This window comes from Colwellia psychrerythraea (genome assembly GCF_000764225.1).
GTDB lineage: Bacteria > Pseudomonadota > Gammaproteobacteria > Enterobacterales > Alteromonadaceae > Colwellia > Colwellia psychrerythraea_D.
In genome coordinates, this window is record NZ_JQED01000008.1 from 12804 (window position 1) to 38811 (window position 26008).

Sequence of the window (26008 nt, forward strand, 5' to 3'; positions counted from 1 at the left end):
TTTTTCGTTTAAGTTGTGTGTATTATATTGCTTGTGTAAAATAGAAAAATAACCTAAAAAAGAAATGATTATTCTCATGAAGAGAAAGGTGGATGTATTTAAAGCAATGAGTACCTTTATTGTGGTCATTGATAAAGGAAGTTTTAGCGCGGCATCAAGAGAACTAAACATAGTGACTTCTGCTATCAGTCGACAAGTGTCAGATTTAGAAGAGCACTTTGCTTGTCAATTGCTGTATAGAAGCACCAGAGCTATGAGCCTCACCGCTGAAGGCAAACAGTACCTTGAACAATTTAGAAATATTATTGCTAGTGTTGAACAATTAGAGAATAAAGCAGATGACTTGAATAGGGTATTATCTGGGCACTTAACTATCTCAGCACCAAGCGGCTCCGCTTCGTTGGGTTTTTTAAAATCTGTAAGCGATTTTATGAAACTACATCCAAAAGTAAAAATATCTTGGTTATTCGTCAACCGTTTTGTCAATATGGTGCAAGAAGGAATAGATTTATCTATTCGTGTAGGTGATTTACCTGATTCAAACTTTATTGCAAGGCGCTATGGCTATACCCAGGTTAATTTTGTTGCCAGCCAGCAGTACATCAACCTACATGGTAAACCTAAGCACCCAAAAGAATTATCTGAGCATCAATGCTTAGTAGATAGTTCTAATCGTTTTCCTTTACGCTGGCGTTACCAAGAAAAAGGGAAGGAGTACCAAGCAGCCGTAAACGCTTTTGCTGAAGCAAATGACGGCGACATTGTTGCAAAATTAGCAACACAAAGCTTAGGCATCGCGTATTTACCCACATTTTTAACTCAGCAGTACCTAGATGATGGCACCTTAATACCCATCTTAACTGAATTTGAATTCGAACGTGTTCCTGTGTCATTGGTTTATCCTGCAAAATTAATGATAAATCCGTTGATGAAATCACTAGTCGCCTATTTATTAGATGACATGAAAGAGAATGATTAAATTACTTAATCATGTTAGCTGTTATTAAGCCTTAAAATCTGCCAAGATAATCAAAGGGACACAAGTATTGGCTGTGTTCTGTATCGTTTTAACTTTTAGTCAACCGTCATTTTGCCTTTTTGGGGTAATACCAATTCAATGAAAATAATTGCATTAATGTTAACTATTGTTTCTTCTTACTGTTTTGCAGAAATCGATCTTGTTAAAATCGATAAATCTGAAAGGAGAATGTATTTACTCGATAATGATAAAGTTGTTAAAGAATATCATGTTGCTTTTGGTGGCAACCCGAAAGGGCATAAAGAAAAAGAAGGAGATGAGAAAACACCTGAAGGTATTTATACGTTAGATTATAAGAAAGAAGATTCTTCTTTTTATCGCGCTATGCATATTAGCTACCCTAATCAGGCAGATTTAGATAATGCAAAAAGAAAAGGTTTCTCAGCAGGCGGACTTATTATGGTTCACGGGCAACGAAATAATCTGGGTAAATTGTCAAAAATTACCCAGCGGTTTAATTGGACGAATGGCTGTATCGCTCTAACTAACTCAGAGATGGATGAATTTATGATGCTGGTAAAAGTTGGCACCAAAATTCATATCGAGTGGTAACATTGCCGCTTTTAGAGCAAAACTTTAACGTTACTGTGTTTGATATTTTTTGCTATTAATACTTTATTTTAACGTGACAGAAATTTTAGTTCCTTGCTCGCTTGAAAGCGTTAATAACCAGCCTTGATGTTCACATAAGCGTTTTACAATCGATAAACCAAAACCATAACCAGTGCTTTGTCTTCCTTTCACTGCGGCTTCGGTTATATTATCTGAAATGCTTGCTTCAATACCTGGCCCCGTATCAGCAACAATAAGTGTTTTATCATGCATCTCAACGATAACCTTGCCTTGTTGAGTATATTGAAAAGCATTGGCAATTAAATTGTCCAATAATACTGTTAACATCCCTGACTGTGCTAAAACTTCTACATTACAATTATCATGTACTTCTACTTGTATCGGTTTATTATTGATCAGGTGGCTTTGGTCTATAATCGACTGTTCAATTAACGGCAGAATTTTCACCTGTTTTTTATCTACTAGGGTATGTTCTTCCCGGGCGAGAGTAAGTAATGTAGTAACCGTTTGCTCCATTTGTGTGCTTGCTTGTGATATACGTTCGATGACAGGGTTATTTGCTTTTGTAGATCGTTGACTACGATAAACCTCAACGGCATTTTTTATAATCGAGACAGGTGTTCTTAGTTCATGACTAACATCACGCGTAAAACATTTTTCTCTAAGCAGACTTTGGTTAATTCTCGTCATAGCGGCTTCTAGGGTTTGTGCTAAAATCCCTATTTCATTTTTAGGAAATTGCTGAGCAAACTTATCAGGTAACTGCTCAGGAGCAACACCATCTACTAAATCAGCGAGTTGCTTCAATGGCTTAGCGGTTTTTCTGCCTAACTGCCAGGCAATAATGAAAGCAAGCAATGTTAGTATGACACCAGTAATTAACATGAGTTTTAAGATACCTTTAGTAAAGGGCCGAACTAATAACATTTCGCTGACTTCTGCTACAAGGTAGGTATTTTCTGACTGTGGTAATGCGAGCAAATGATAATGTCGATCGTTTTCACCTGAAAACTCTTTTCTGCTTGGATCAGCAATAAATCGTTGTTTGATATCATTAGGCAGAGTGTTTTTTGAAAAATACAGTGTCATGTACGTCACGCGTGGTGTTGGCCAAGACTTATTCTGATCAAAACTTTGTTGTAAAAATAGTGCTTCTTGTCTCACTTCACGCTCTATAAACTCATCTTCAATGTTGTACATTAAGATGAAACAGAATATGCCCCAAACTGTTGATATTAATAGGGTAAAAAAACAAAATTGACTAACAATCTTTCTGCTTAAGCTGTGAAATTTTTCTGAGTTTTTAGCCTTCTGACTATGCGATTGATTACTTTTATTGTTATTTGTCATCATTTAGTTATTATCGCTTTTTACGTTGAGGACGAAGCCAATACCGTGCAAGGTTTTTATCATTGGGTAATCAAATGGTTTATCTAATATGTTTCGCAATTGATAAATGTGTGATCTCAATGCATCTGATTCTGTGGGATCATCGCCCCATAACTTCTGGGATAATTTTGACCGGCTGACAACTTGGGGATAGGCTTCCGCTAATATGGTGAGAATGCGATAGCCCATGCTATGTAACTCTAGATTATGTCCTGCACGTGTAACTTGTTGTTTTTTTCTATCAATGCTTAGTTGATCAAATATTAAGGTATCATTGGTTTGTAATAAATGCCGTCTTGATAATGCGAAACAGCGGACTTCCAACTCTGCTAAAGAAAAGGGCTTAGTTAAATAATCATCGGCGCCAAGGGTAAAGCCAGTAATTTTGTCATCAATACTGTCTCTTGCGGTGAGCATGATAATAGGTACGTGATGGTGAGCGTGTTCACGTAATTGTTTACAAACTTCAAGACCATCCATCACGGGTAAATTTAAGTCGAGAATAACTAAATCATAATGATGAGTTAACGCCAATGCCAACCCTTGATCGCCCTGAGTTGCAAAGTCTAATATATGTCCTTTCGCTTCCATGTAGTTAGCAATGTTTTGGGCGATACTTTGCTGATCTTCAACGACCAGAATATATAACGAGTGATTATTCATTTAGTTTCTCGAATTGAACAGCTCTTTTAAAATTTTGTGTAAAAGTAGAAGGGCTGCTTATGTTAGCCAATATATTACAGGGCTTTTAGCATTTCTTGTGTTGCTTTAAAATCTGGATTAGCAGTAATCAACTGATTCAAAGTCGTTTTTCATTAGCTACTTGTTCTAATCTTAACTGCGTTTTAGCTATTTTAAAATCAATATTAGGATTGTTAAGGGCTTTTTGTCCTACCAATATTAAAGCTAAAGCTTGTTCAACATCGAACGGTGTTTTGGCGAGTTTTAGGTAATAAAAGCCATATACACCGACGAAATAAATAAGATATCCCGTATCTGTGCTGTTATCACCTTTGCTTTCTATAAAACCATTGTGGCCGAGACAAGGTGAAACAGATGTGAAACTGTTTTGCTTAGAACAAAAATTTTATCAAAGCAACGGTTAAACATCGGCCATTAATCGCTTCACAGAACTCTTTAAACTATGTCGACTTGCATAGACGCCTAATAAGGTGACTGCGATCAAAATAATGGCTAATGTTATGAACAGTATGAATAAATTGGGTTGATAAGACAGTGAAAACTGCGATTGGTAAATTAACATACCTGTAAGGTAAGTACCGGCAATCGCGCCGATAGCGATGATTAATGCCGTAATTAACCATTCAATAATATTTAGCTGTAAACAGGTACCTTTTAAAAAGCCAAAGCTCATGATCACGCTATTTTTTTTCTTTTCTTTACTTTCAAGGGCATTAATTGATGACAGAATGACAATAATGGCAAGTAAAATAATCATGCTTGCAAAACCACTGATAACTTTAGTGATCATGGCTAAAATGTCATCAAATTGTTTTGTTAACTCTTGTAGTGAGACCATTCTAATGGTGGGGTGTTCTTGCCATAATTGGCTAAGTAGTGGCCATTGCTCCTCGTTCAGCTCTAAACTAGCCATATTGTATTGCGGCGCATTGATATGTTGCATGGCTGCCTTGGGTATTTGCATCCAAAAGGTAATTGAGCCTGCGCCTGGTTTATATGCATGACTTGCCGTAATCGTGAAGGTGTAGTTTTGTTGATGGATAATGAATGTAAGCTTATCTCCAAGAGATAAGGCTAAATCTGTCATCACTTCTTCTTCAAGAGATATTTGTTGCCAGTTTTTAGTTTCGATTTGCCACCATTTCCCTTGGACTACATGATTATTCATTGGTAATTTTTCACTCCAGTGTAATCTAATCGGGTTGGATAACGTTGCTAGGCTGTCACTAGGTTTTTGTGCAAATTCATTGAGTGATTGATCGTTAATTTTTATTACCTTGGCGTACAAGTATGGCTTAGCTTGACGAAGTCCAATATTGTGCAATTTTGACCATTGCTCCATCGCTTTCATTTGGGACTGACTTGCTTGGGACACCATCAAATTTCCGTCATGTGTTCGTTGGTATGAAGCCATAGTGTCGCCTAGGTCTTTTAACAGCATCAACGTAAATAATAATAAAAATGTGCTTAATCCAATCCCTAAGATTTGCGTACTTTTACTTAATAAACGCTGCTTCATCATAAACAATGTAAAGGGAATGAGTCCTGAAAATGTTTGACTAACTTTTTCACCCAGAGTTAAGACTACCCAACTAATGATTGCCATTAGCAGTATTGTAATTGCAATACTGCCAACTAGCATCATAGTTAATAGCGCATTATCTGAGTACTTTATTGCAACCAAAATAAGCACAACGAACGCGCATAGTTTGACAAGACCTAAAGAGGTACTTTTTGGGTTTTGACTAAACAACTTGGCAACAGATGTATTATATAAATTTAGCCAAACAGCTGAGTGAAAGACAGCAAACAGCAATACACAAGTCATTATCGTTTTAGTGGTAAGCCAGAAATCTACTTGCCAACTAACTTCTACAAATGTTTCAGATAACCAACCGACGACCAACCAGTGGAATAGAGCAGATAGAATAGCCACAATGGGTATAAGTACTAAGATATTAATGATCCATTTAATCAGTGATAGTTGTAAACCAGTTTTTCTCGAAGCGCCCAAACTCATACAAATTGCGGAAAAATATTGTTCTTTTTTTACATGTACCTGTGCGATTTGTTCAATCGCGATCGCGGCCATAAAGAATAAAACAATAGAGGCTAATCCTAAAAAATTCTCCGTGCGTTGCCAAAATGAAGCTAAAGGATGATAACCGTTTTTATGATGTATTTTAGCCGCGGGAAGTTGTACTTTTTGCCACTCGATAAGTTGCTGTACTTGTGATTTTGACGCAGTAAGCAGGTAACGATGTTCGATAAGATCGGTTGGAAAAGCCTGTTTTTCCATATCCTTAATATTGATGATAGCGCGCATAGAGACATTGTGTCCTTCCATTAACCTATCAGGTTCGTGAATTAGTACTCTCGATACCATAAAGTTGTGTTCACCCATGCTGAGAGTGTCTCCAACCGATATCATTAGACTGGAAAACAAACGGCTATCTAACCATATGTTTCCAACTTCAGGCCCACCTTTAGCAATAGTCACTGGGCTTTGTAAACTTCTCGATGTGAGTAGCTTTCCTTGTAACGGGTAATCATTTCCTACCGCTTTTAGTTTTGTTCGTTGCCATTTATTATTAAATGTTAATGTTGCATTAATCTGCATTGTCTCAACCACAGTGTCACTAAAACTGGCTAATGAGGTGAATTGAGCGTTTGTTAACTTATCTTTTTGAGTAAATACCGCATCGGCACCTAAAAGGCGCTGTAAATTTTGCTGTAAGTACTGCTGAATCGTATTGCTCGATAATGATAACGTAACGATAAAAACCATCAAAATAGTTTGCACCCAACGCAATAATTGCTGATGAGGCTGGCGATATTCTTGAGTAAAGTAGTACCAAGCTAACTGCATTTGATGAGTTAACATGATGCTACCTGCTTTTGGTTAGTTAAAAGATTGTTAGCGAGTTCGTTTACATCAGTAGCATGATTCGATGAAGCTTTGGTGAGCACTCCATCAGCAAGTGAAAATATATTCTGTGCTTTATTTGCTAAGGCATGACTGTGCGTTACCATGATTAAACTGGCATTTTTTTCTTGGCAACAGGCAAATAATATATCAGAAATCTCATCCGCATTGTTCTGGTCTAAATTCCCCGTTGGTTCATCGGCAAATATAAACTTCGGTGAAAATACTAATGCACGTGCAATAGCTACACGTTGCTGCTCTCCGCCACTTAATTGAGATGGCTTATGCTGCGACCTATTGGACAAACCAACCTTTTCTAACCATTGCTTCGCTTTGTCTATTGCGTGTTTATCTCCTCTTAATTTCAACGGTAAAGCAACATTGTGCAATGCGGTTAATTCAGGCAATAAATGAAACTGTTGAAAAATGAAACCAATGTTCGACCGTAAGGTATCTAGGGTTGAAGTGTGATTGTTGTTGGTGAAATAGCCTTGACCTGAGCTGGGTTTCTCTAAACCAGACAGTAACATGAGTAAACTTGACTTACCTGAGCCTGAAGGGCCTGTAATAGCATAAGACTGTCCTTGGTAAATTGTTAAATTAAGGTTATTAAATAAGGTAATAGTTGCAGTTTTATCTTTGGTGTTTATGTTTTTTGAGGTCAAACTGTCATTAGTTATGTTGCTAAAAGATTGAGTTACATTTATTAATTCAATTGAACAAGGCATTAATTTGCTCCACAGTAATATTCTATCTTTTTATCGTATGAAACGGCGTGTGAAACGAATGTGAAACGATAAATCAGCAACATACGATAAAACATAGAATGTTTGCTTTAGCTTGTTGAGCATTGGGAGATTATTGGTTTCACTTTTATTTCACACATGAAAAATTACAGTTAAGACATAGATTGGTCTTAACAACTCAAAAGTGAAAAATGAAGATGCATTACCAGAAAAAAACGTGTTTATTTGTGTTGTGTGTCATTGCAACTTTCACCTCTTATGCAATAGAAAATATGGCTGAGCAACTTATCATTGCGAAAGATAAAGTTAACAGCGCAATTTTGAAATTTGAAATGACAGACAAAACGCGTTGGTCTTACCATCTTTCTCGGTATGAAAACGAGGAGGGCGACATAACTAGTAGTATTGAGCAATACTCGCCACAAGACAGTGAACCATGGCTACTTAAACAACTAAATGGTGAACTGCCAACAGAAAAACAAATTAAGCAGTTTGCTGAAAAAAAACAGATACAACATAGTACACAAAATGGAGTACGAAATAGTCGGCTTAAGCTACGTAAGCTCATTAATCAAAACAGTTTGTCTTTAGTCTCTACTGGTGAGAAATATTTCGTCTTGGCATTTGATGTTAGTATAGATAACCTGGGTAAAGAGGCTATTGGTAAGCTACAAGGAGAGTTAACGTATCACAAAGAACAGCAATTTATTGAGAAAATATCGATTTGGAATAATGCAGAGTTTTCTCCTATGTTTACTGCAAATATTACTGAATTAGCGATAACTTTTAGCTTTTTAGAAATTAATGGCGCAGTGCTAATCAAGCAAAATGAAATGAAGATGAAAGGCAGTTTTGCTTATTTCACTGAGATAAACGAAACTTCGTTAGATCAATTTTCAAATTACGTCTATCAAATTAACTAAATAAACAAGATAAAGCATTAAAACAACACGGTGTTATTTACTCTCTTTTACTCAGGTTGCTTGATTATTTTATAGCTGCTGTACCTTTTGACTTATTGGCTTAAACAACTATAAAGATAACCTCTGGTGTTTCGTGTTAGTCAATATAGAAGGAGTAATAAAGATCTGTCGATTGCTCAATACCACTGACAATCTCTAACCAAAATCTATTTAAAATGAACATTCTCACGGTGAGTTCATTAATGGGTTCATACACGCCTATACCGTATTTCAAATACACTCTATTGCCAACATAACCACTAACCGTTGCTTGTATCTGATCGCCTTCTCCTTCAGTATCAACAGCGATATTACTGATCAGCGGAATTTTTTCAATTTGATCAAATAACCCTGCGCTATTGGTTGCTCCAAAACCAACCAATAAGCTAGCAGCAACCGTACTTTTTTCTGCACCTGCATCTAAACCTCTGCCTCTGACTAAATAGGATAAAACTTCAGGCATTTCCATGGTAGGGCTTGAGAAAAGTTCCATATTTAATGCGTTGGCTAAACCTGTAACTTGAATGCCAACGTCAATATCTTCCGATTTAATATGTCTACTAGCTCGTAGATTAAAGTAAGGGTTATCCATTGGTCCATTGAAGGTAAACTCTCCCTTTTCGATATTAAGTTTTTGGCCATACGCTTGAAAAGTACCATCAGACGATTGTATTTTGCCGAATAGCTGGAACGGGTTTTTCTCTTGTTGGCTGATTTGCAATTGACCAAATAAGTGGCTTGTTAAACCTTGTCCCGATATTTCAAAGGCCGGCTTAATCTTAACGCTGATGTCCGTTTTTATATCAAAACCAGAAGTTTCTTTAACGACTGCTTTGCCATATTGATCAAGAATGATGACGTCATCACTTAATGAAACACTGCTTTCAGGTAGTTTTTCAATATTGAATGTGCCATCAATGACGTCAATATTACCACTTATAGTTAAGGCTTTTTCTAGCAAAGAAAAGTTTAAAGTAGGTGATACAGTCATGATTAATTGTGGCGGGAAAACTAATGGTAATGCGTTGCCAACAAGATCTAGGTTCATCGATAAACCTTTTTGCCATGATATGTCTCCCTGTACTGTTGCCTGATTATCGGCAAGATATAAGTCAGCGTCTAGTGTTGCTTTATTATTGTTAATGATGACTGAAGTGGATATGTTTTCTAAGGTATTTGCATTTTGCAGTAATCGAAATTTACCTTGAGCTAATGTTATATCTCCATTTAGCAAAGGAGAGCCAAGTGTGCCATCAATAGTTATATCTGAGGTCACTTTACCTTCTAAAGTAATCACGTCCTTTAAAATTCCCTGGAAAGGTAATAAGTTAATTTGATTTAATGATACTTGTGCATTTACCGTGGAATCCATAAAGGAGGAATCGCCTGAGGAAGTACTGACTAGGGTCTCATCAATAAAATCAACGGTAGAAATGATATCTACCAAGGGAAGGTTATTGGTTGATATTAACGCTAACTTGCTTGTTAACTGCCTTTCATTAATAGTCAAAGCAAATAACCCTTGTGACCATTGTGACAATACGTGTTGGCCAAAGTCATCACTAACTTTTAAGTAACCTGGCGACATGGCAAAGCGCGACTTTGCTTCAATAGGTTGTTTTTCCGTCCATGTTACCTTGATATCACCGTCAATTTCGCCAATTATTTCCGTGTCTTTTGGTAAAAATAATTCGTCAATTGTCGCCAGATTAATATTTGTTTTCAGTGCCACATCTCCAGTGTTACCTAAAGTCACTTGATGAGGTAAACAAAGATCAAACCCTTCACCTTGCCAGCAGTGACTAGCAATAAGGCTTTCTTGTTTAGTTAAATCGATACTTACATCGAAATTTTTATTATTGTTCAGGCTAATGTTTTTATACGTTAATGCACTTTGCTTAATCGTACTTTGCCAATGAGTAAATTCATCATTCCAATGACCAGATAGAGCAAGTGCACCAGCTAAATCACCCATCCATTGGGCATCCACTTGATGGTTACTTGCGTTGCCGGCAACATTAAACAAGATATTTTCAAGGCGAAAACGCCTAGAGTCGTTCATCAAGTCCAATTGATTATTCTTTAAGACAAATTGGATGTTGTGATCATTCATTGGCTGATAGCTCGCCTTAATAGCTAACGAGTCACTATACCATTGCTGCCAATTGAAATGAGTTAATTGACTGCGTAGGTTAACGGTAGGGTTGTCCTGTGCTCCGGTAATGGTAAAACTACTGGTAAAGTTACCCTTTACCTCTGGTTGCCACTGATTAATATTTTCAACCGAAAACGTCCCCTTGATATCCCAAAAATCACTATCAGAGGATTGTACTGTTAAGGCACTATTATTGAAGTTGATAAATAAGTTACCTGGCTGTAAGTGACCCAATTGATTTACACCAATATCTGCTTTTATTGTGAGGTCTAGTGCATTTATATTGCCAGAAATATCGGTATCTTTCAGTGAGACAGACCATGACTTGGTTGCCCATGAACCACGACTATTGATGCTGCCTTGCAATCGACCTGTAATTAAATCCGGCAAGGTTTCTGCTAATAGATCAGCTTGTTCCTTACTTGTAGCTAACTTTGACAAGGCTGGGATGCTAATTGTTGGCAAAGTAAAGCCGCTTGATTGAGCAGATAACTGCCAACTAAAATTATTAGGAACTAGGACTAAATCACCTGATAAACGTAATTGGCTTGCTGAGTCTTTATCATTAAAAATAAACTCATCAATGGTAGCGTGATCTTGTTGATATTTTGCTTTGAGTTTCACCTTTGCATTATTATAACCATAACCTGTGATCTGACTCGTTAATTCCAGCGCTTGTTGTGTTATATCGCCAGACAGTGATAACAGCAACGAGGAGTATTCACCATACTCAGATAAGGATAAAGGCGTAGGAATTTTTTGTGCGTCTATTTTTACGCTAAATGGCATGGCGGCATCAATAAAATTAATGTTGCCTTGGCTATTAAGCGCTAAATTACCTTGGCTGCTCACGTCAAAGTTCATGTCTTCAAATGCCCCTTGAATTGTAAGTTGTTGAGTACTGTTTTCAATTTCGGGCCACCACGATAGTTTGTGTAATTGGCTTTCTAAGTGGGTTGTTAGTTGGTAGGGCGGTAGTAACTTTGCTTTAGCAGTGAATTGTTTAATAGAAAACGCTGATGTTTTGGTTGAAAATTGGCTGATAATGACATCGGTGTTAATCCAAGATGCGCTAAGTTGATTATTGCTAGAAAGCCAAAGTGATTGGCTTTCTTGGTTATTGTCTATGGAACTAGTTTGAGTTGTTGACTGAGTTTTAGTATTTACAGTCAAGGTGTCTATAGCCAGTTGTTCAAGCTTTAATTGCTCAATACTTAAGGCAAGAGGCAGATTAATCTCAGGTAATTGAGTAAACGCCTTATTGACCAAAGTGCTTGTACTTTGCTTGGTTATTGGCGTTGTGCTCTGCTCTTCAACTAACAATAACAATAACGATAGCTGTTTTGCTTTCGGCTGTAAGAAGTGAAAATCACTGTTAGTGATAGACAACTTCGTAATAAACTGTTCAATTAATATTTCAGTTTCATTGATAACTATCAAGCTTTCTTTAAGTTCAACAAAATCAGCATTAATTGAAAAGGGCAATTCAAATAGTTGAGAAGTAGAATTATTTTCGTTCGGAACGGGAGCTTGACTCTCATCGTCAGACCAGTAGTGTAAAGAGAAATTATCAGCTTTTGCTGATTTTATACATAAGGTTTTATTCCAAATACATGCAAAATTAATCTCTGTTGATAAGCCAGTGACAAGAATATCAAGATTATCTAATTGTAATTGAAATGAGTTTAATCGTACATCTCGTACTAGGGAACCACTTTTATAGTCAAAGGTAACACCCTCAATATTATTGAGTAATGTTAAGAAAATATTCGTGCCCCATGGCGTAGTTATGAGCACGGTAATAAAGCAAAGTGATATTGCCAAATATTTTGCGACAACTAAACTAATTTTATGCCACATCATAACTCAGCACCTAAACTAATATGAATTCGTTTAGTTTTTTTTTCACCATCAAATCCAAAGGCGTAATCAAATTTTACTGCACCAACGGGGGTCAGATAATGAATACCTGAGCCAAACGAATAAACCGGATTAAATTCACCTTTATTTGCCACACTGCCGCCATCGGAAAAAAATGCCATACGCCATTTATTGGTTAGATAATATTGATACTCAATGCTTGCTACCATCAAACGAGTGCCACCAACGACAATCTCGTTAGAGTTATCAGGATCTGAGGATGCAGGAATGGTAGAACCGATTGATTGATAGGCAAAGCCACGAATACTTTGATCGCCACCGGCATAAAAGCGTAATGAGGGGGCTAATTCGGCGTCTCTATCAATGTATATAGCGCCTAATTCTGCGCGAGTCACTAAACGATGTTTTGGTTTCAACGTGGTAATGTAATTCCATCGACCATGTACTCTAAAAAAACTATTGTCTGAGCCGGCTTTTAAATGCGCTCCCTCTATATTATAAACTTGTCTGAAACCTGAGCTAGGGTCCAAAGCAGAGCCACCACGAATAGTTCTAGACCAAAGAATACCGGGAATAATATATTGCACATTATCTTTTGTAGACCAATCAATATTAGGCTCAACGTCGTCTAAATTATAAACCCATGCTTCTTGATGCACTCGAGTATAAATCTGTCTATTCCAATCTTCTTTACTCAGTACTCGACCAATTTGAGCAGAATAAAACTTGGAAGTTAGATCAGGGTATTCATCAGTTTCAACCGTTATTTTAAATTGTAATGAATCTTCAGTTGGGTGACCTAACGGGATACTATAGATAAAGTTACCAGTAGGGTTTTTTGGTGAATATTCAATTTTCGTCTCTTGAAAGTGACCATATTTATTGATAAGCGGTGTGCGCCAGCCAGCTGAAAGACGATATTTAGTATCGGTGGCATAACCTACACCAAAATCGAATTGATGACTCTTGGCTGGCATTAAAGTGACCTTAATAGGCATGGTAAAATTATTAACACTACCTTCCGATGTAGCGACTGGAAGAACCTGTACATTACTAAAATACTGCGTAGATTGGAGCTGTTGTTGTAATTTATGAAAATCGTAAGTGTTATAAAAATCACCTTGTTCGAAAGGGATCAGTTGGCTTAATAACTGAGGTTTAAGATCAAAGTCGTTAAAATTTACCTCCCCGAAGCGATACCGAGCACCACTGTCATAACTTATATTAATGTTTGCTTCATGTAAATCTTGTTTAATAGTTATAGTACTATCGATTAATTTTCCGTCGAAATAGCCACGTTGTAGCGCCAAGGATAATAAATCAGATTTTACCGTTTCATATTTTCCATGATGAAGTTTATCACCAGGCTGGATATTAATATTATGTAGCAGGGCAATAAAAGCAGGATCGTTTTGCGCAGCGCCTGTAATATTGACGTTGATATTATCCAGTAACGTTGGCTCATTTAATTGGATAATGAGTATCAGTTCCCAGGGTTCTTTTTCGACGACAACTCGAATGTCTGCTTGATAATAACCTAAAGAATTTAATGCCTTGAAGGCATTCTCTTTAGCGGAATAGATAAAGGCAGATCGTTCTAAATCAGATTTTGGTAAAATCCCTAAATACGAATGGATATTTTTTTCCACCGCCTTTGGGAGTTCTCCGTCAAGTGTCACTGTTAGATTATTTGCATGAGCAACGTAGGTGAAACATAGACACAATAATGACACTGCTAAGAATTTGATTTTTATTTTAAAAATCTTCGATAGCGTATTTGAGTCATGTGTTAAGTTCAAAACCATTTAGTAGATATTAATCCTGAAGAATGTTTTACTGATTACATGGCAAATATTACGCTATAAATCGTATTGTGACCATGTGTATTAGCAAACTCACTGTGATGTTATGCGTTGTTATTAAAGGGGGCGTCAAAAAAGAGTTAGAAAATTTTACATAGTATACAACTAACAACAATAGTCATTATTTTATTTAGACTTTTCAATACGTAAAGATCTGTTGAAATGCCTAGCAAACGCGCCACAACTGCAAGCTAAAAATCAAATTGCAGATAAACAGTATTATAATTACTACCACCTTTAATACGGCCAAACTGCGAGGCTGATTCAAAGATAGAAGAGCGATGGTGAATGCTATAGCCAAGCCATGTTGCTTTTAAAGCATTAACATTAAAAATATCACCCAAATTGATATCTACAGAAAAATCTATCGCATTCATTAGTTTACTTGGGCTATATCCTTTTTCTTCCATCTCGGTTCTTTCAATATAAGTCACATCAGAGATGTATGAAATTCCTTCGGCAATCCCTAAGCGCCATCGTACTGGCCAATGAATGGTGTAAAAAGCTTTGATGCCGAGTTGATATTCCTGCTCGCTATCTTGTACATCTGATTTCCAATGCCATGCAAAGCCTGTGATGAGGTATAATTCAATGGGTAAACTAAACAATTCATCCGTTAAAGGTTCGCCATAAAATAGTGATGTGAGTTGATTGTTAAATTCATCTTTTTCAGTATCACCCGCAAGAATATCGCCGATATTAGAAGGTGTTGCCCAGCCGTGAGCAACTCGAAGGTAGCTGCCATTGCTTAGTGTCTTTTTTTTGCGCTTAGTTTTATCATTGAAAAAAGCAACCCCAAGGTAGGCTTCACTTTGCCAGCGTTTATCAACAATGCTGCTTTGATAAGCGTTATTATCTAATCCGGTTACACCGAGTGAACCAATGAAGTATAAGTTAGAAATTACATGGTATCTTGATTCAACGGTTGCATTTACATCAAGACCTGCACCAATGCGTTCATCGGTTAATTCATTCAAGGCATAATAATAACTATTAAATTCAGCACTTTTATAGCGCACGGTTAATTTGGGCCTAAATTCCCAACTATCTTGTTGAAAGTACCAGCTGCTGATGAAGTTGGTATACGGCTTGCCATTAAGGTCACTCATAATTTCGACATCAAAATGATGGCTGTCACTGGTGTTTTTTCGCCATTGAAAACCAAAATCAAAAGTATCTGCTTGTGTTTCATTTTGGTATTCGTTGGGAATATCAACAAAGCGAAGACGACCTATGGCATTGAGCTCCCAGTCGACTCTTGTTAGTAGGTGTCCGCCACCCTCAATGCCGCGTAGAAAAAAATTATCACCTTCGTAAAACATCATAGGTACAACACTGTTAACCTTATCATCCTCGGCTTCAAATGGAATGCTCGCACTCCTAACGAGAAGACCTAGACCCCAAGGTTTCTCTTCATGATCAGGTTTAGCAATTGCATTCATGCTTAATAAAAAGATAATGAATGAAATGATTAAGCGCATAATTACTTCTCTAAAATCAGTGAGGTTTACAGCATTTATGTTAGCAGTATAGTGAGTACACCTAGGAATTAATATAAAGTAAATAATATTATCACTCGTGGCCGCATATTTTATGTATTTATATTAGAATGCAGTTCTAACGTTAACATACGGCTTTTAAGCAACGAATTTCAGCGTTTAGGCTAAAAATATTTTAACTAGGAGAAACAATGTCATTGATTTCAAATACACCCAAACCGCCGTACTACGCAGTTATTTTCACGTCAACACGATCGGAAGGGGATAATGGCTATGGTAAAATGGCCAACAGAATGGTTGAACTAGCACAAGAGCAAGCAGGTTTTTTGGGCGTCGAATCTGCAAGAGAAGAGGTGGGTATTACCGTTTCTTATTGGGCAGATTTAGATTCTATTAAAAATTGGAAGGCGAACGCTGAACACTTACAAGCGCAAAAAATGGGTCGTCAATCTTGGTATGAGTCGTTTAGAGTGCGTATTTCAAAAGTAGAACGCGATTACGGTATCTAATGGGATTGTTATAAGTCGACAACGACTATATTTTAGTTTAAAAGTGGTCAACAATATTTTAAACTGATTAAATACAAAGAGTTGTTCTGAGAACATACTTACTGGATAATCAGCTTTAGCGTCTAGTTAAATGTTCGTGACCTTTATCAGGAGTATTACACATTAAATCGCTATGGATAATCATCTTTATCACGGTATTTATTTGGTCGGGAATATCTCCTAAAGATCAGTTCACTTGGTTTCTTGAAGTACTTCCTGCAATTATCGGTGCAGCGTTACTAACCTATACTTACAAATCATTTCGTCTTACACCCATGTTATATTTCTTTATATTATTACATTGCATCGTGTTAATGGTTGGCGGTCATTATACCTATGCTGAAGTGCCTTTTTTTGATGGTTTAATGGGAGCAGAACGTAATAACTACGATAAAGTTGGGCATTTTTTTCAAGGTTTTGTTCCTGCGCTTTTAGCAAGAGAAATTTTAATTCGTAAAAGTGTGATCAACGGTAAGGTATGGCAAAATGTGATTATTGTTTCTATCTGTCTAGCATTCAGCGCCTTTTATGAATTAATTGAATGGTGGGTCGCGTTAATGTCTGGTGAAGATGCGGAGGCCTTTTTAGGAACACAAGGTTATATATGGGATACACAGTCAGATATGGGCTTAGCTTTATTAGGGGCTATATGTTCATTACTCGTCTTATCAAAAAGTCATAATCAGCAATTAACAAAAGTCACTACTAATTAACTTGAGATTACTAGTCGCGGCATCGCAAGGGTGCCGTTTTACTCTGTTACAAATGAAACGATCAATTTTTCATTCTCTGTTTTTAAGGAGTTTTCCGAATGCCCCATGTAGAAATTAAATATTCAGATAATATAAAGCTCGATACCAATATAGTGTTCGATGAAGTAGAAGAGGTTATAAATAAGCATGATAAAAGTGCAGGGGAATGTAAATCAAGAGCGTATCCTTGCTCGCGATTCAAGTACGCTCACCTACTGGTAACTGTGTCATTATTAACTAAACCGCACCGAGACGAACTATTTACACAAAAATTAAGTAATGAAATAGAATCGGTAATAAAATCTCACTTAAAACAAAGCTTATATTTTTCGTTAAACATTGAATACAGTTTGAATTACTACACCACCAACATTCATTGTGTTGACGGTGATAATTTGCAGAGAATTAACGATAATGCAGGCCGTTAAATATCAATAAAATAATTACCAGCCTTTTACAGGAATTTAAACTCCAACACGGATGAGCACATGTATCTTTTACTAACCGTTATTGTTTCAACCTTGATTGCTGGTTTGGCAATGCCCTTAGGTGCGGCAATTGCCCATTTTGAAAGTATTAAAGAAAAATGGATTGAGGAAGAATTTAGACACAGTGTAATGGCGTTTGGCGGCGGGGCGTTATTGTCAGCTGTTGCGTTAGTTTTAGTACCTGAAGGCATGGCTACGCTTGAGCCCCTCTCTGTTTGTTTTTGGTTTATTGTGGGTGGGCTGAGCTTTATGTTGCTCGATATTTACCTTAAGAAAATTGATACCCCAGCGAGTCAACTCGCCGCGATGCTTTCTGATTTTATTCCGGAATCAATCGCCCTAGGTGCAGCATTTGCCACAGGTGATAGTAGTGCTTTCTTACTTGCTGGATTAATTGCGCTACAAAATGTACCGGAAGGGTTTAGTGCTTATCGAGAGTTGAGTACAACTGCGGTGTATAAACCGAAAAAAATTATTATTATGTTTACCTTAATGGCATTGCTCGGACCCATTTCAGGCGTGTCTGGTTATTTATGGTTATCAGATTATCCAGAAGTTATCGCAGCGATCATGCTTTTTGCCTCTGGCGGTATTCTCTATTCGATATTCCAAGATTTAGCACCGCAAGTTAAACTGGAAAAACATTGGGCTCCACCCATGGGCGCAGTACTCGGTTTTGTGCTAGGCATGCTTGGTTTCATGTTTACTACATAAAAAGTGATTTGTAGTAATGATTGTAATTTGTCATTTATCAATATTAACAGGATTAACAGATGTCTGAAGTCATCATTTATTATCTAGAAATGAACACATTGAATGAACTAAACCCTAAATTGGATGCTAGAGGTTTAACCGTTACAGAAGTTGAAGTTAAGAATTTCCGATTCAATCGGTTTCTATACCAGTATGTTGGTGAACCATGGGAATGGACCGATAAACTTACTCATAGTGATGAATTATGGAAAACTTATGCTGAAAGTCCAATGGTCAGTACTTATGTGGCCTATTATCGTGGTGCTATTGCGGGTTATTTTGAACTTCAAAATACTGAAACAGGTGATGTTGAAATCAAGTATTTTGGTTTGGCAGAAGACTTCATTGGCAAAGGCCATGGTGGCTACCTTCTTACCTGTGCTATTGAATCGGCTTGGTCTCTACCTGGTGCTAAACGCGTTTGGTTGCACACTTGTAGTCTCGACCACCCGAGTGCGATGCAAAACTACAAAGCGCGAGGTTTTAAACTCTACAAAGAAGAAGTGGATGAAGACTAGTCTGAAAATTAGAATGTGATGATAATAATTTTGGGGTATTTCTGAAGTTTTACTTTGAAGGCAAGGGACAGCTTAATTATGTAGCAGGAGGCTAGGTAAAGTTGTGCAATAAAAATAGTGGTGGTATTGCTGTTTTTATAATATTAGCGATTATCATACCTATATTAATTGTGTTCTATGGTTTAGCTGGTTATTGGTTAAAAGTCATGCTTCTAGTAATTGCTGCAGCGGAAGTAGGATACTTCCTACGCATCAAAAAAGGTATCGTAAAGCTGCAATACAAACCAATTAATCAGGACTAAAAACAGATAATTGGACTCCCTCACTCTTTAGGGAGTGAGGGAGTCCACATAAGTTGGCTGTGTTCCGTTTCTCATTAATAACCAACAATATTTAGCCCATTAATGTGGGCGTTGCCAAGGAGTTGGTTTGTCGTTTCGAGATAAAAGCTTTTATATCGCTAGCTTCATTACATGTGGCTTTTTTGCCATTATAGTTAAGGTAACGAGAACTGAAGGATTTGGTATCAATGTTTTTTTAGATACTATTTTAGGGTCTTCCCCAAGCTTTTTCTATTTATTCGGAATCTTGTCGCTCATTCCAATAATTCAGCCAAAGATTAATATTAAAACATTTAATAAGTCTATTTTAATGTTTACTGCCGGTGCATTAGTATATGAAGCGGAGCAATATTGGACTTCAATGTTTTTTGACCTAGGAGACATTATTGCGACTTTACTTGCTGCAATGCTGATGCTTTTTTTACATCAAAATAAGCGTAAGGCAATATAACAAGCTGTTGAATAGGAACAAATAATAGTTGGCTTTTGCTCCTGTGTTGTTTATTTTAACCAACAATTATTTGCCTCTGAATGAGGCGTTAACTTACTCAAGGAAGGCCAATGCATCGCATTCTAGTGTTAATCTCAATCGTTCTTTTTTCTTGTACTGTCATCGCAGATACTGATATTGATGATCAACATATAAAAAGAGCAGTGCTCGATTATATTGAGTCACAACATAATGTAGAACCAGATTTAATGAAAAGAGGCCTAGATAAAAAATTAGCTAAAAGAACCTACTGGAAATCTAAAGATGGCTCAGAAATTATCATGGAAACGGATTTTGACACTATGGTGTGGGTAGCTGAAAACTACAACAAAGATGGTAATAAATTCTCATCATCCCCAAAAGTTGATATCAACATACTCGATATTGATAATCGAGTTGCATCGGTAAAATTAACCGTGGATGATTGGATTGATTACATGCACTTATATAAAAATGAAAACAACGAGTGGAAAATAATTAACGTTTTGTGGCAATACCACGATACGAAGAAGCATTCGAGTAAACCGTAAGCTGAAAAGTAATTAAAGTGTGACAATATTCAAAGAGGAATGGCAATGAAAGTTAGAAATGTAATTATAGGAGGCTACTTTATAATTTTGTCCTCGTTAGCTCATGCGGACATAAGCTCAGTTGATAAACATAGTATATTAAATGCGCTTACAACCAACATTAAGTCACAATATGTTGAAATAAAAAAGATAGATAAAATTTCAAGCGCTTTAGCAACGTTTAAAGTGAGCCCCGCCTTTAGTAATAGCCAATCAGAAGAACAATTTGCCTCTCTACTAACCGCAGAATTACAAAAAATAGACAAGCATTTTGCAGTGCAATGGCAAAATTCTAATGCAAAGCCAGATCAGCAAACAAGATATGAACCTTGGTTTGCCAAATTAAGTCGGAAAAATTCAGGATTTAATCGAGTTGAAATACTTGATGGTAATATAGGGTATGTAGATTTTTGGGGGTTTGATGCATTGTCAGAAAATTCAAGAAAAGTCGCTGAAGGGGTAATGGGATTTGTGTCTAATGTAGATGCTCTTATATTTGATCTTCGTAATAATGGTGGTGGTAGTGCTGAAATGGTGCAGTTAATTAGTAGCTATTTTTTAAAACCCAATACCCATTTAAACAGTATTTACTGGCGAACGACTGACACCACTCGTGAATTTCGTACCTTTGATAAAGTTAACGGTTCAGTCAGTTTAACAACACCTATATACATACTAACTAGCCGTGATACGTTTTCTGCGGCAGAAGAGTTCGCTTATAACTTAAAGCACCTTAATCGAGCCAGTTTAGTGGGTGAAACCACCAAAGGTGGAGCAAACCCTTGGCAGTTTTATGAGTTAGGAAATGGCTTTAGAGCTAGCATTCCTATCGCTAAGGCAATTAATCCAAACACAAAAACGAATTGGGAGTCAGTTGGTGTCAAGCCTCACATTGAAACATCACGCGAGAACGCCTTAGATGTGGCTTATCAAATGGCGCTTAAGAACGTTAAAAACTCAATAATTGATGAGTACCAAGTGAAAGAAATTAGTGACAAACTACAAGAATTGTCGAGTAAGAAGCAAGGATAACTTGTGCGCAATTAACAAATTGCTCAATCGAAAAATTATAGGATGTTATTTGCTCATGAAGGATTCAGCTATGAACACAAATATCGGTAAATGTCGCTGCGGGAAAACTATGGTCAAAGTTTACCTTCCTGAAACTCTAGATGAATATAGTCCTCGAGCATGTGATTGTGACTTTTGTACTGCTAGAGATATTTCCTACCTTTCACATCCTGACGGGGAGCTGGAAATTGAAAGCATAGATCCTCTTGAAGTACAGCGTCAGGGGTCGAACCAAGCGGGCTTTATCACATGTGGAAGTTGTAAAACTGTCATAGCAGCTACTTTGCAGTTAGAAAATAAACTTGTAGGAACCCTAAATTCAACATTATTATCTGATTTTTCACTTTTGCAAAAGTCTACTCTTGTTTCTCCTAAACGACTTGGAATAAAAGAAAAAATAGAGCGCTGGAAAACACTTTGGCTCAATGTTAAAGTTAATGGAAACAGTTACATATAACAGGCTGTTGCAGCTGATTGAATAACAATTGGCCGGTTCAGCTTCGCATTTTAGCCAGGTTAAATTTCCCTCTTAATGGGGCATAATGATTACAAGGATATATCGGTGATAAAATTTATAATAAGTCTCTTCATATTCATATCAATGGCGACACACGCTAAAGGTGATTTTACCCCTGAACAATTAGAAAAATTGTCATACGACTTTGTTAAAGCAATGGATTCCAGACAACAACCAGATACAAAGATTGAAGACATTGATCACTATATTTCTTTATTAGACGACAATTTCATTGATGAGCACATCAAATATAAATTTACATACACAGATAAAGTTAAATTAAGAGAAGATATGATTGCTAAAATGACTGGTGAAATCATATTTAGTTCACTCAAAATTGATGACTTAATCATTGGCAAAAATGTAACTTTTATTAAAATGACTGAAACGATCAAGGGGAAACCTAGCCACCTTAATCGAGTCGTTGAATACACTAAAACCAATGTACTTTCTGTAGAATTTAACGAGAGAGGACTTATTACTCATATTCGTCGGCATCACGGTTAGTCTACATATAACATCAACTTAAAGCAGGAGTAATAGTAAACTATGTATTTTGGTAAATGTTTGTGTGGTGAAGTACAAATAAAAATTAACGGTGAAATCAGTGATATTATTCACTGCCATTGTTCTTTGTGCAGAAAAAATAGCGGCACTGCTTTTGCTACTAATGGATTTATAAATGCGTCTGAATTTGAAATTATTTCAGGTAAAAATAATTTAAGCACCTTCTCTTTTAAACCTGGCCGAAATAGACATTTTTGTACAAGCTGTGGTTCTCCTATTTATAGTTCTAATGAACAAGATCCTATCCGTTATAGAATAAGACTCGGAATCTTAGATTCAGATATTACTGAAAGACCTATGTCTCATAACTTTATTTCGTCAAAAGCCAACTGGGAAGAGCTTGATGTTAAGCTCCCACGGTATGACTCATTTGAGCCTAGTCGCAAGTAGTTCTAAAACAATATTTAAAACGGGACAGATAACCGCTTTTTTTGCGACACAATTTTTAGCTCTTTAATATGACATTGAATGTCTGCAATGTTTGAATGTGGTGTTACTTTTGGAAATTAAAAAACTCAATGCATTGCGAGGGTTAGCAGCACTTATTGTTTTCATTACCCATTTTAGCGACATAACAAATTGGCTTGGTGGGAAGTTTGGTGGAGGCTCTGGAGCATATGGGGTAATGTTGTTTTTCTTATTGAGTGGCTTTTTAATGTCCTACCTTTATTTAGGTCAAGAATTCAATAAGGTTAATATCAAACGTTATTTCTTGGCACGGGCAGCAAGGGTAGTGCCCTTGTATTTGATTGTTGTATTGAGCTCATATTTGGTTTCACTAGGTGACTATAACAGTCTGTATAATATTTCAAATTACAACGCATTAATTGGCCATCTTTTATTTGTATATGGAGAAAGTGTACTTTGGTCTATTCCCCCAGAGATACAGTTTTACTTCATTTTTATTATATTTTGGGCATTTGCGAAAAGTAGAGTAGGGTATATTTATCTTACTATTATAGCGGTATTGATCTTTTTATTTTTTACAAATTTTCCACGTGTCTACGGTGACTTAAACGGTGTCCCATACAACGTGTTTAATACGCTAAGAAGTCTGCCTTATTTTTTTATTGGGGTTATTTTGGGAATGCATTTCAACTCCTTAAAGGTACCAAAGTACCTTAGGAAACATTGGTTTATTTTGGTTCTTTTTCTAATTCCATTAATGTATCCAGAGATCACTAATATTACTTCTGATGCTAGGACTAGAATGTGGTTAAGTTACGAAGTATTGCTTGTGATGAGCAGCGTTTTCTTTTGCATCGTGTTCTTAGTGCCCGATAACAACGTGTTATTGGCTAATAAGCTTGGTGATTTTATTGGAAAAATATCATACTCATTATACTTATTACATATGCCAATAATTACTCTAGTAAATCAGCTTACTTTGACTGTTGAATTTAAGCTTTTACTGTCTTTCGCTTTAACAATCTCAATAGCCTATATATCATTTAGATATTTTGAGGAGCCAGTTGCTAAGTTAATACGAAGGGTAGCATCTGATAAGCCAATCAAGCGTGACTGTGAAGTTACCCCGTTTTAATGGACATTCTCTATTTTATCATGAGTAAAAGTACTGCTAATAGTTGAGTTATCAGAAGCTAAAAACCTAAAATCAATTACTTTCAATCGTTCAAACTTTTGTTATTATGAAGACCGTTTTATTTAATAATAGCCAGAGAGTAGTATGCGTTATTGGTTAGTAGGTTTATTTTATCTGAGTGTAATGTCAGGCTGTGGTAGTGGCGATGAAGATTCTGGCAGCAATCAGTTATCTGGTGAAACCGTTTCAGGTGATGAAGGCTCTGCTGAAAGTCCCGATCCAAGTAGCGAGGTCGACAACGACGCCGAGGATATCGATTTTAGTCAAATCAACTGTAATGATGACTTGACTACTGTTTTGGCTCTGATTAATAAAGTACGGGCACAGCAACAATCTTGTGGCGGTGAGAACTATGGCCCAGTGGATGCGTTAACCTGGAATACTTTATTGACTTTGGCTGCACAAGAGCACTCGAATAATATGGCGAATTATGATTTTTTCAGCCATACAGGCCTTGATGATAGCACTGTCTCAACAAGGGTTACAACGCAAGGCTACACCTGGTCTTCTGTGGCTGAAAATATCGCTGGCGGACAGACTTCGGCACAATCTGTCGTGGATGCCTGGATGTCGAGTGACGGGCATTGCAAAAATATCATGAGCGATAATACGACAGAAATGGGCTTGGCGTGTAGCGCAAATAGCGATGCAACCTATAACTATTATTGGACACAAGTTTTCGCTAAGCCTAGATAATTGTTAGCAGAGCCAGTTTTAAAAGCTTTTAATAAGTTAATTATTAGACAGTTTAACGCGAGCTATCATATAGCACTTGTATTTTAGCCAATCATAATTTGCCTTTCTTAGGCATTATAACAATTAGTGACAGCTCAAATTATGCGTATTATTCTAAGTTTATTCATCATTTTTATTCTAAATGCTTGTGCTTCTACCCACGAAAACAATCAGTTGCCTCAAGTAGTCAAGGAATACTTTGATACCTACTCACAACGAGATAATTTCAAAAAGTTTATGAGCTACTACGCTGATAATGCCCAATTTAAGGATATTATTTATGGTAATAGCTTACAGGGCAAAGATGAAATAAAGGAGTTTTTAAACTGGGATAAAGGCGAGTTTGAAACACTTATGGGCACTAAAGCTTTAACTGTTACAAAGCATACTTATGGAAAAAATACAGTGATAACAGAAGGTTATTTCCATACCTTTAGTTACTACGGCCAAAAGCTTGGACCTTGGCTTTTTGTTATTACGCTAGAGTTCGATTCGGAAAATAAGATCATCAAACAGACAGACTGGATTAATTACACACCGAGAGCTAATTTCTTAGGTGGTAAAAATATGAATGAAGTGCTTGAAAGAAAAGAGTTATAGCAAGTTTTCTAAAAGAAAAACAACCATGACTCTTGTTATTTCGCTGCTTTTTTTAGTAACCATTTTTTACTCATTATGGGCTGATATGCCAAAGAGAAGCACGTTGCATGACAGAACCAAACTTATTGAGAATAAAGTCATTTGTAACACCCGCAGATCTCGGTCAGTGGCTTAAAGATAATCATGATCGTGAAAGTGAACTCTGGATAAAAATATACAAGAAAAAAACTGGAGTTTTGAGCGTGACTTGGAATGACGTCGTGATCGAGGCCTTATGTTGGGGTTGGATCGACGGTATTAAAAAGTCAGTTGATGACCAAGCCTACCTTCAGCGCATTACCCCTAGAAAAACTCGAAGTAACTGGTCTAAAAGGAATACAAAGCATGCAGAACGCTTGATAAGTGAGAACCGAATGATGAAGCCTGGTTTAGTGCATATTCATGCTGCAAAAGCAGACGGTCGTTGGGAAAACGCCTACGTGGTCAGTGAAATGGAAGTGCCCTTGGACTTTCTTATCGCAGTAGAGAGCAAGCCGAAGGTTAAAGCGTTTTTTGCAACACTCAATAAATCGAGCCGTTATACTATTGCGTACGGATTGATCAGTGCTAAGAAACCAGAAACTAGGCTAAGACGGTTTGAAAAATTCATCAACATGCTTGCTGTTGAAGAAAAGCCTTAAAAAATGCAATTCATTCGAAGTCGTTTTCAAAGACTATAAACA

General features: G+C 36.8%; 26 protein-coding genes. 19 read left to right on the plus strand and 7 right to left on the minus strand.

Translation table 11 applies throughout. The features are described from left to right. Window positions 1-76 precede the first annotated feature (76 nt). Both ND2E_RS15595 and ND2E_RS15590 read left to right on the plus strand, forming a co-directional pair. Window positions 77-979: a LysR family transcriptional regulator gene (locus ND2E_RS15595; RefSeq protein WP_033092938.1), complete on the plus strand. Its 903-nt coding sequence runs from the start codon at window positions 77-79 to the stop codon at window positions 977-979. Between the two features lie 138 nt (window positions 980-1117). Continuing rightward, window positions 1118-1591: a L,D-transpeptidase family protein gene (locus ND2E_RS15590; protein ID WP_033092939.1), complete on the plus strand. Its 474-nt coding sequence runs from the start codon at window positions 1118-1120 to the stop codon at window positions 1589-1591. A 63-nt stretch (window positions 1592-1654) separates the two neighbouring features. On the opposite strand, the gene ND2E_RS15585 is transcribed toward ND2E_RS15590, so the two are convergent. The 4 genes from ND2E_RS15585 to ND2E_RS15570 form a co-directional block, all read right to left on the minus strand. After that, window positions 1655-2965 carry a sensor histidine kinase gene (locus tag ND2E_RS15585; RefSeq protein WP_223303552.1) on the minus strand — a complete coding sequence of 437 codons (1311 nt, stop codon included), beginning with the start codon at window positions 2963-2965 and terminating at the stop codon, window positions 1655-1657. Further along, the gene (locus ND2E_RS15580) at window positions 2966-3664 is read right to left on the minus strand and encodes a response regulator transcription factor (protein WP_033092940.1); all 699 of its coding nucleotides are present in this window, start codon (window positions 3662-3664) and stop codon (window positions 2966-2968) included. A 439-nt stretch (window positions 3665-4103) separates the two neighbouring features. Further along, window positions 4104-6587 (minus strand): ABC transporter permease, encoded by a 2484-nt coding sequence (locus ND2E_RS15575; RefSeq protein ID WP_033092941.1) that lies wholly within the window; start codon window positions 6585-6587, stop codon window positions 4104-4106. Continuing rightward, window positions 6581-7357 (minus strand): ABC transporter ATP-binding protein, encoded by a 777-nt coding sequence (locus tag ND2E_RS15570; RefSeq protein ID WP_033092942.1) that lies wholly within the window; start codon window positions 7355-7357, stop codon window positions 6581-6583. The genes ND2E_RS15575 and ND2E_RS15570 overlap by 7 nt, the downstream gene beginning before the upstream one ends. A 209-nt stretch (window positions 7358-7566) precedes the next feature. Between ND2E_RS15570 and ND2E_RS15565 the strand changes: the two genes are divergently transcribed. Further along, window positions 7567-8298 carry a hypothetical protein gene (locus ND2E_RS15565; protein ID WP_033092943.1) on the plus strand — a complete coding sequence of 244 codons (732 nt, stop codon included), beginning with the start codon at window positions 7567-7569 and terminating at the stop codon, window positions 8296-8298. Between the two features lie 136 nt (window positions 8299-8434). Here the strand turns inward: ND2E_RS15565 and ND2E_RS15560 are convergent, their stop codons facing one another. From ND2E_RS15560 to ND2E_RS15550, 3 genes are all read right to left on the minus strand, one after another. Next, a complete protein-coding gene (locus ND2E_RS15560; RefSeq protein ID WP_033092944.1) occupies window positions 8435-12355 on the minus strand; it encodes a translocation/assembly module TamB domain-containing protein in 3921 nt (1306 codons plus the stop codon). Then, entirely contained in the window at window positions 12352-14178 is a 1827-nt protein-coding gene (locus tag ND2E_RS15555; RefSeq protein ID WP_033092945.1) for an autotransporter assembly complex protein TamA, read from the minus strand. The genes ND2E_RS15560 and ND2E_RS15555 overlap by 4 nt, the downstream gene beginning before the upstream one ends. A 248-nt stretch (window positions 14179-14426) precedes the next feature. Continuing rightward, window positions 14427-15716: a MipA/OmpV family protein gene (locus ND2E_RS15550; protein ID WP_033092946.1), complete on the minus strand. Its 1290-nt coding sequence runs from the start codon at window positions 15714-15716 to the stop codon at window positions 14427-14429. A 209-nt stretch (window positions 15717-15925) separates the two neighbouring features. Here ND2E_RS15550 and ND2E_RS15545 point away from each other — a divergent pair, with 209 nt between their 5' ends. The 16 genes from ND2E_RS15545 (at window position 15926) to ND2E_RS15480 (ending at window position 25966) form a co-directional block, all read left to right on the plus strand. Further along, window positions 15926-16243: an antibiotic biosynthesis monooxygenase family protein gene (locus ND2E_RS15545; RefSeq protein WP_033092947.1), complete on the plus strand. Its 318-nt coding sequence runs from the start codon at window positions 15926-15928 to the stop codon at window positions 16241-16243. Between the two features lie 161 nt (window positions 16244-16404). Then, the gene (locus ND2E_RS0121295) at window positions 16405-16995 is read left to right on the plus strand and encodes a DUF2238 domain-containing protein (RefSeq protein WP_033092948.1); all 591 of its coding nucleotides are present in this window, start codon (window positions 16405-16407) and stop codon (window positions 16993-16995) included. A 98-nt stretch (window positions 16996-17093) separates the two neighbouring features. Continuing rightward, window positions 17094-17462 (plus strand): tautomerase family protein, encoded by a 369-nt coding sequence (locus ND2E_RS15540; protein WP_033092949.1) that lies wholly within the window; start codon window positions 17094-17096, stop codon window positions 17460-17462. Window positions 17463-17522: 60 nt separating this feature from the next. Next, on the plus strand, window positions 17523-18236 hold the full coding sequence (locus ND2E_RS15535) for a ZIP family metal transporter (RefSeq protein WP_033092950.1): 714 nt from the start codon (window positions 17523-17525) through the stop codon (window positions 18234-18236). Between the two features lie 59 nt (window positions 18237-18295). Beyond that, a complete protein-coding gene (locus ND2E_RS15530; RefSeq protein ID WP_033092951.1) occupies window positions 18296-18793 on the plus strand; it encodes a GNAT family N-acetyltransferase in 498 nt (165 codons plus the stop codon). Window positions 18794-18894: 101 nt separating this feature from the next. Further along, window positions 18895-19095, plus strand: coding sequence for a hypothetical protein (locus tag ND2E_RS0121300; RefSeq protein WP_033092952.1), 201 nt, complete (start codon window positions 18895-18897; stop codon window positions 19093-19095). Between the two features lie 127 nt (window positions 19096-19222). Beyond that, window positions 19223-19585 carry a hypothetical protein gene (locus ND2E_RS15525; protein ID WP_033092953.1) on the plus strand — a complete coding sequence of 121 codons (363 nt, stop codon included), beginning with the start codon at window positions 19223-19225 and terminating at the stop codon, window positions 19583-19585. Window positions 19586-19695: 110 nt separating this feature from the next. Further along, entirely contained in the window at window positions 19696-20154 is a 459-nt protein-coding gene (locus tag ND2E_RS15520; RefSeq protein ID WP_033092954.1) for a nuclear transport factor 2 family protein, read from the plus strand. A gap of 45 nt (window positions 20155-20199) precedes the next feature. Then, complete coding sequence (locus ND2E_RS15515) at window positions 20200-21225, plus strand: S41 family peptidase (RefSeq protein ID WP_033092955.1); 1026 nt, start codon at window positions 20200-20202, stop codon at window positions 21223-21225. Window positions 21226-21295: 70 nt separating this feature from the next. Further along, window positions 21296-21721, plus strand: coding sequence for a hypothetical protein (locus ND2E_RS15510; protein WP_033092956.1), 426 nt, complete (start codon window positions 21296-21298; stop codon window positions 21719-21721). A 144-nt stretch (window positions 21722-21865) separates the two neighbouring features. Then, window positions 21866-22288: a nuclear transport factor 2 family protein gene (locus tag ND2E_RS15505; RefSeq protein WP_223303553.1), complete on the plus strand. Its 423-nt coding sequence runs from the start codon at window positions 21866-21868 to the stop codon at window positions 22286-22288. A gap of 42 nt (window positions 22289-22330) precedes the next feature. After that, window positions 22331-22738, plus strand: a complete 408-nt coding sequence (locus tag ND2E_RS15500) for a GFA family protein (protein ID WP_033092958.1) — start codon at window positions 22331-22333, stop codon at window positions 22736-22738. A 109-nt stretch (window positions 22739-22847) separates the two neighbouring features. Next, window positions 22848-23891, plus strand: coding sequence for an acyltransferase family protein (locus ND2E_RS15495; protein ID WP_033092959.1), 1044 nt, complete (start codon window positions 22848-22850; stop codon window positions 23889-23891). Window positions 23892-24035: 144 nt separating this feature from the next. Then, window positions 24036-24647: a CAP domain-containing protein gene (locus ND2E_RS15490; protein ID WP_033092960.1), complete on the plus strand. Its 612-nt coding sequence runs from the start codon at window positions 24036-24038 to the stop codon at window positions 24645-24647. A 126-nt stretch (window positions 24648-24773) separates the two neighbouring features. Next, a complete protein-coding gene (locus tag ND2E_RS15485; RefSeq protein ID WP_223303554.1) occupies window positions 24774-25286 on the plus strand; it encodes a nuclear transport factor 2 family protein in 513 nt (170 codons plus the stop codon). A gap of 107 nt (window positions 25287-25393) precedes the next feature. Further along, window positions 25394-25966: a YdeI/OmpD-associated family protein gene (locus ND2E_RS15480; RefSeq protein WP_033092961.1), complete on the plus strand. Its 573-nt coding sequence runs from the start codon at window positions 25394-25396 to the stop codon at window positions 25964-25966. The last annotated feature ends 42 nt before the right edge of the window (window positions 25967-26008 follow it).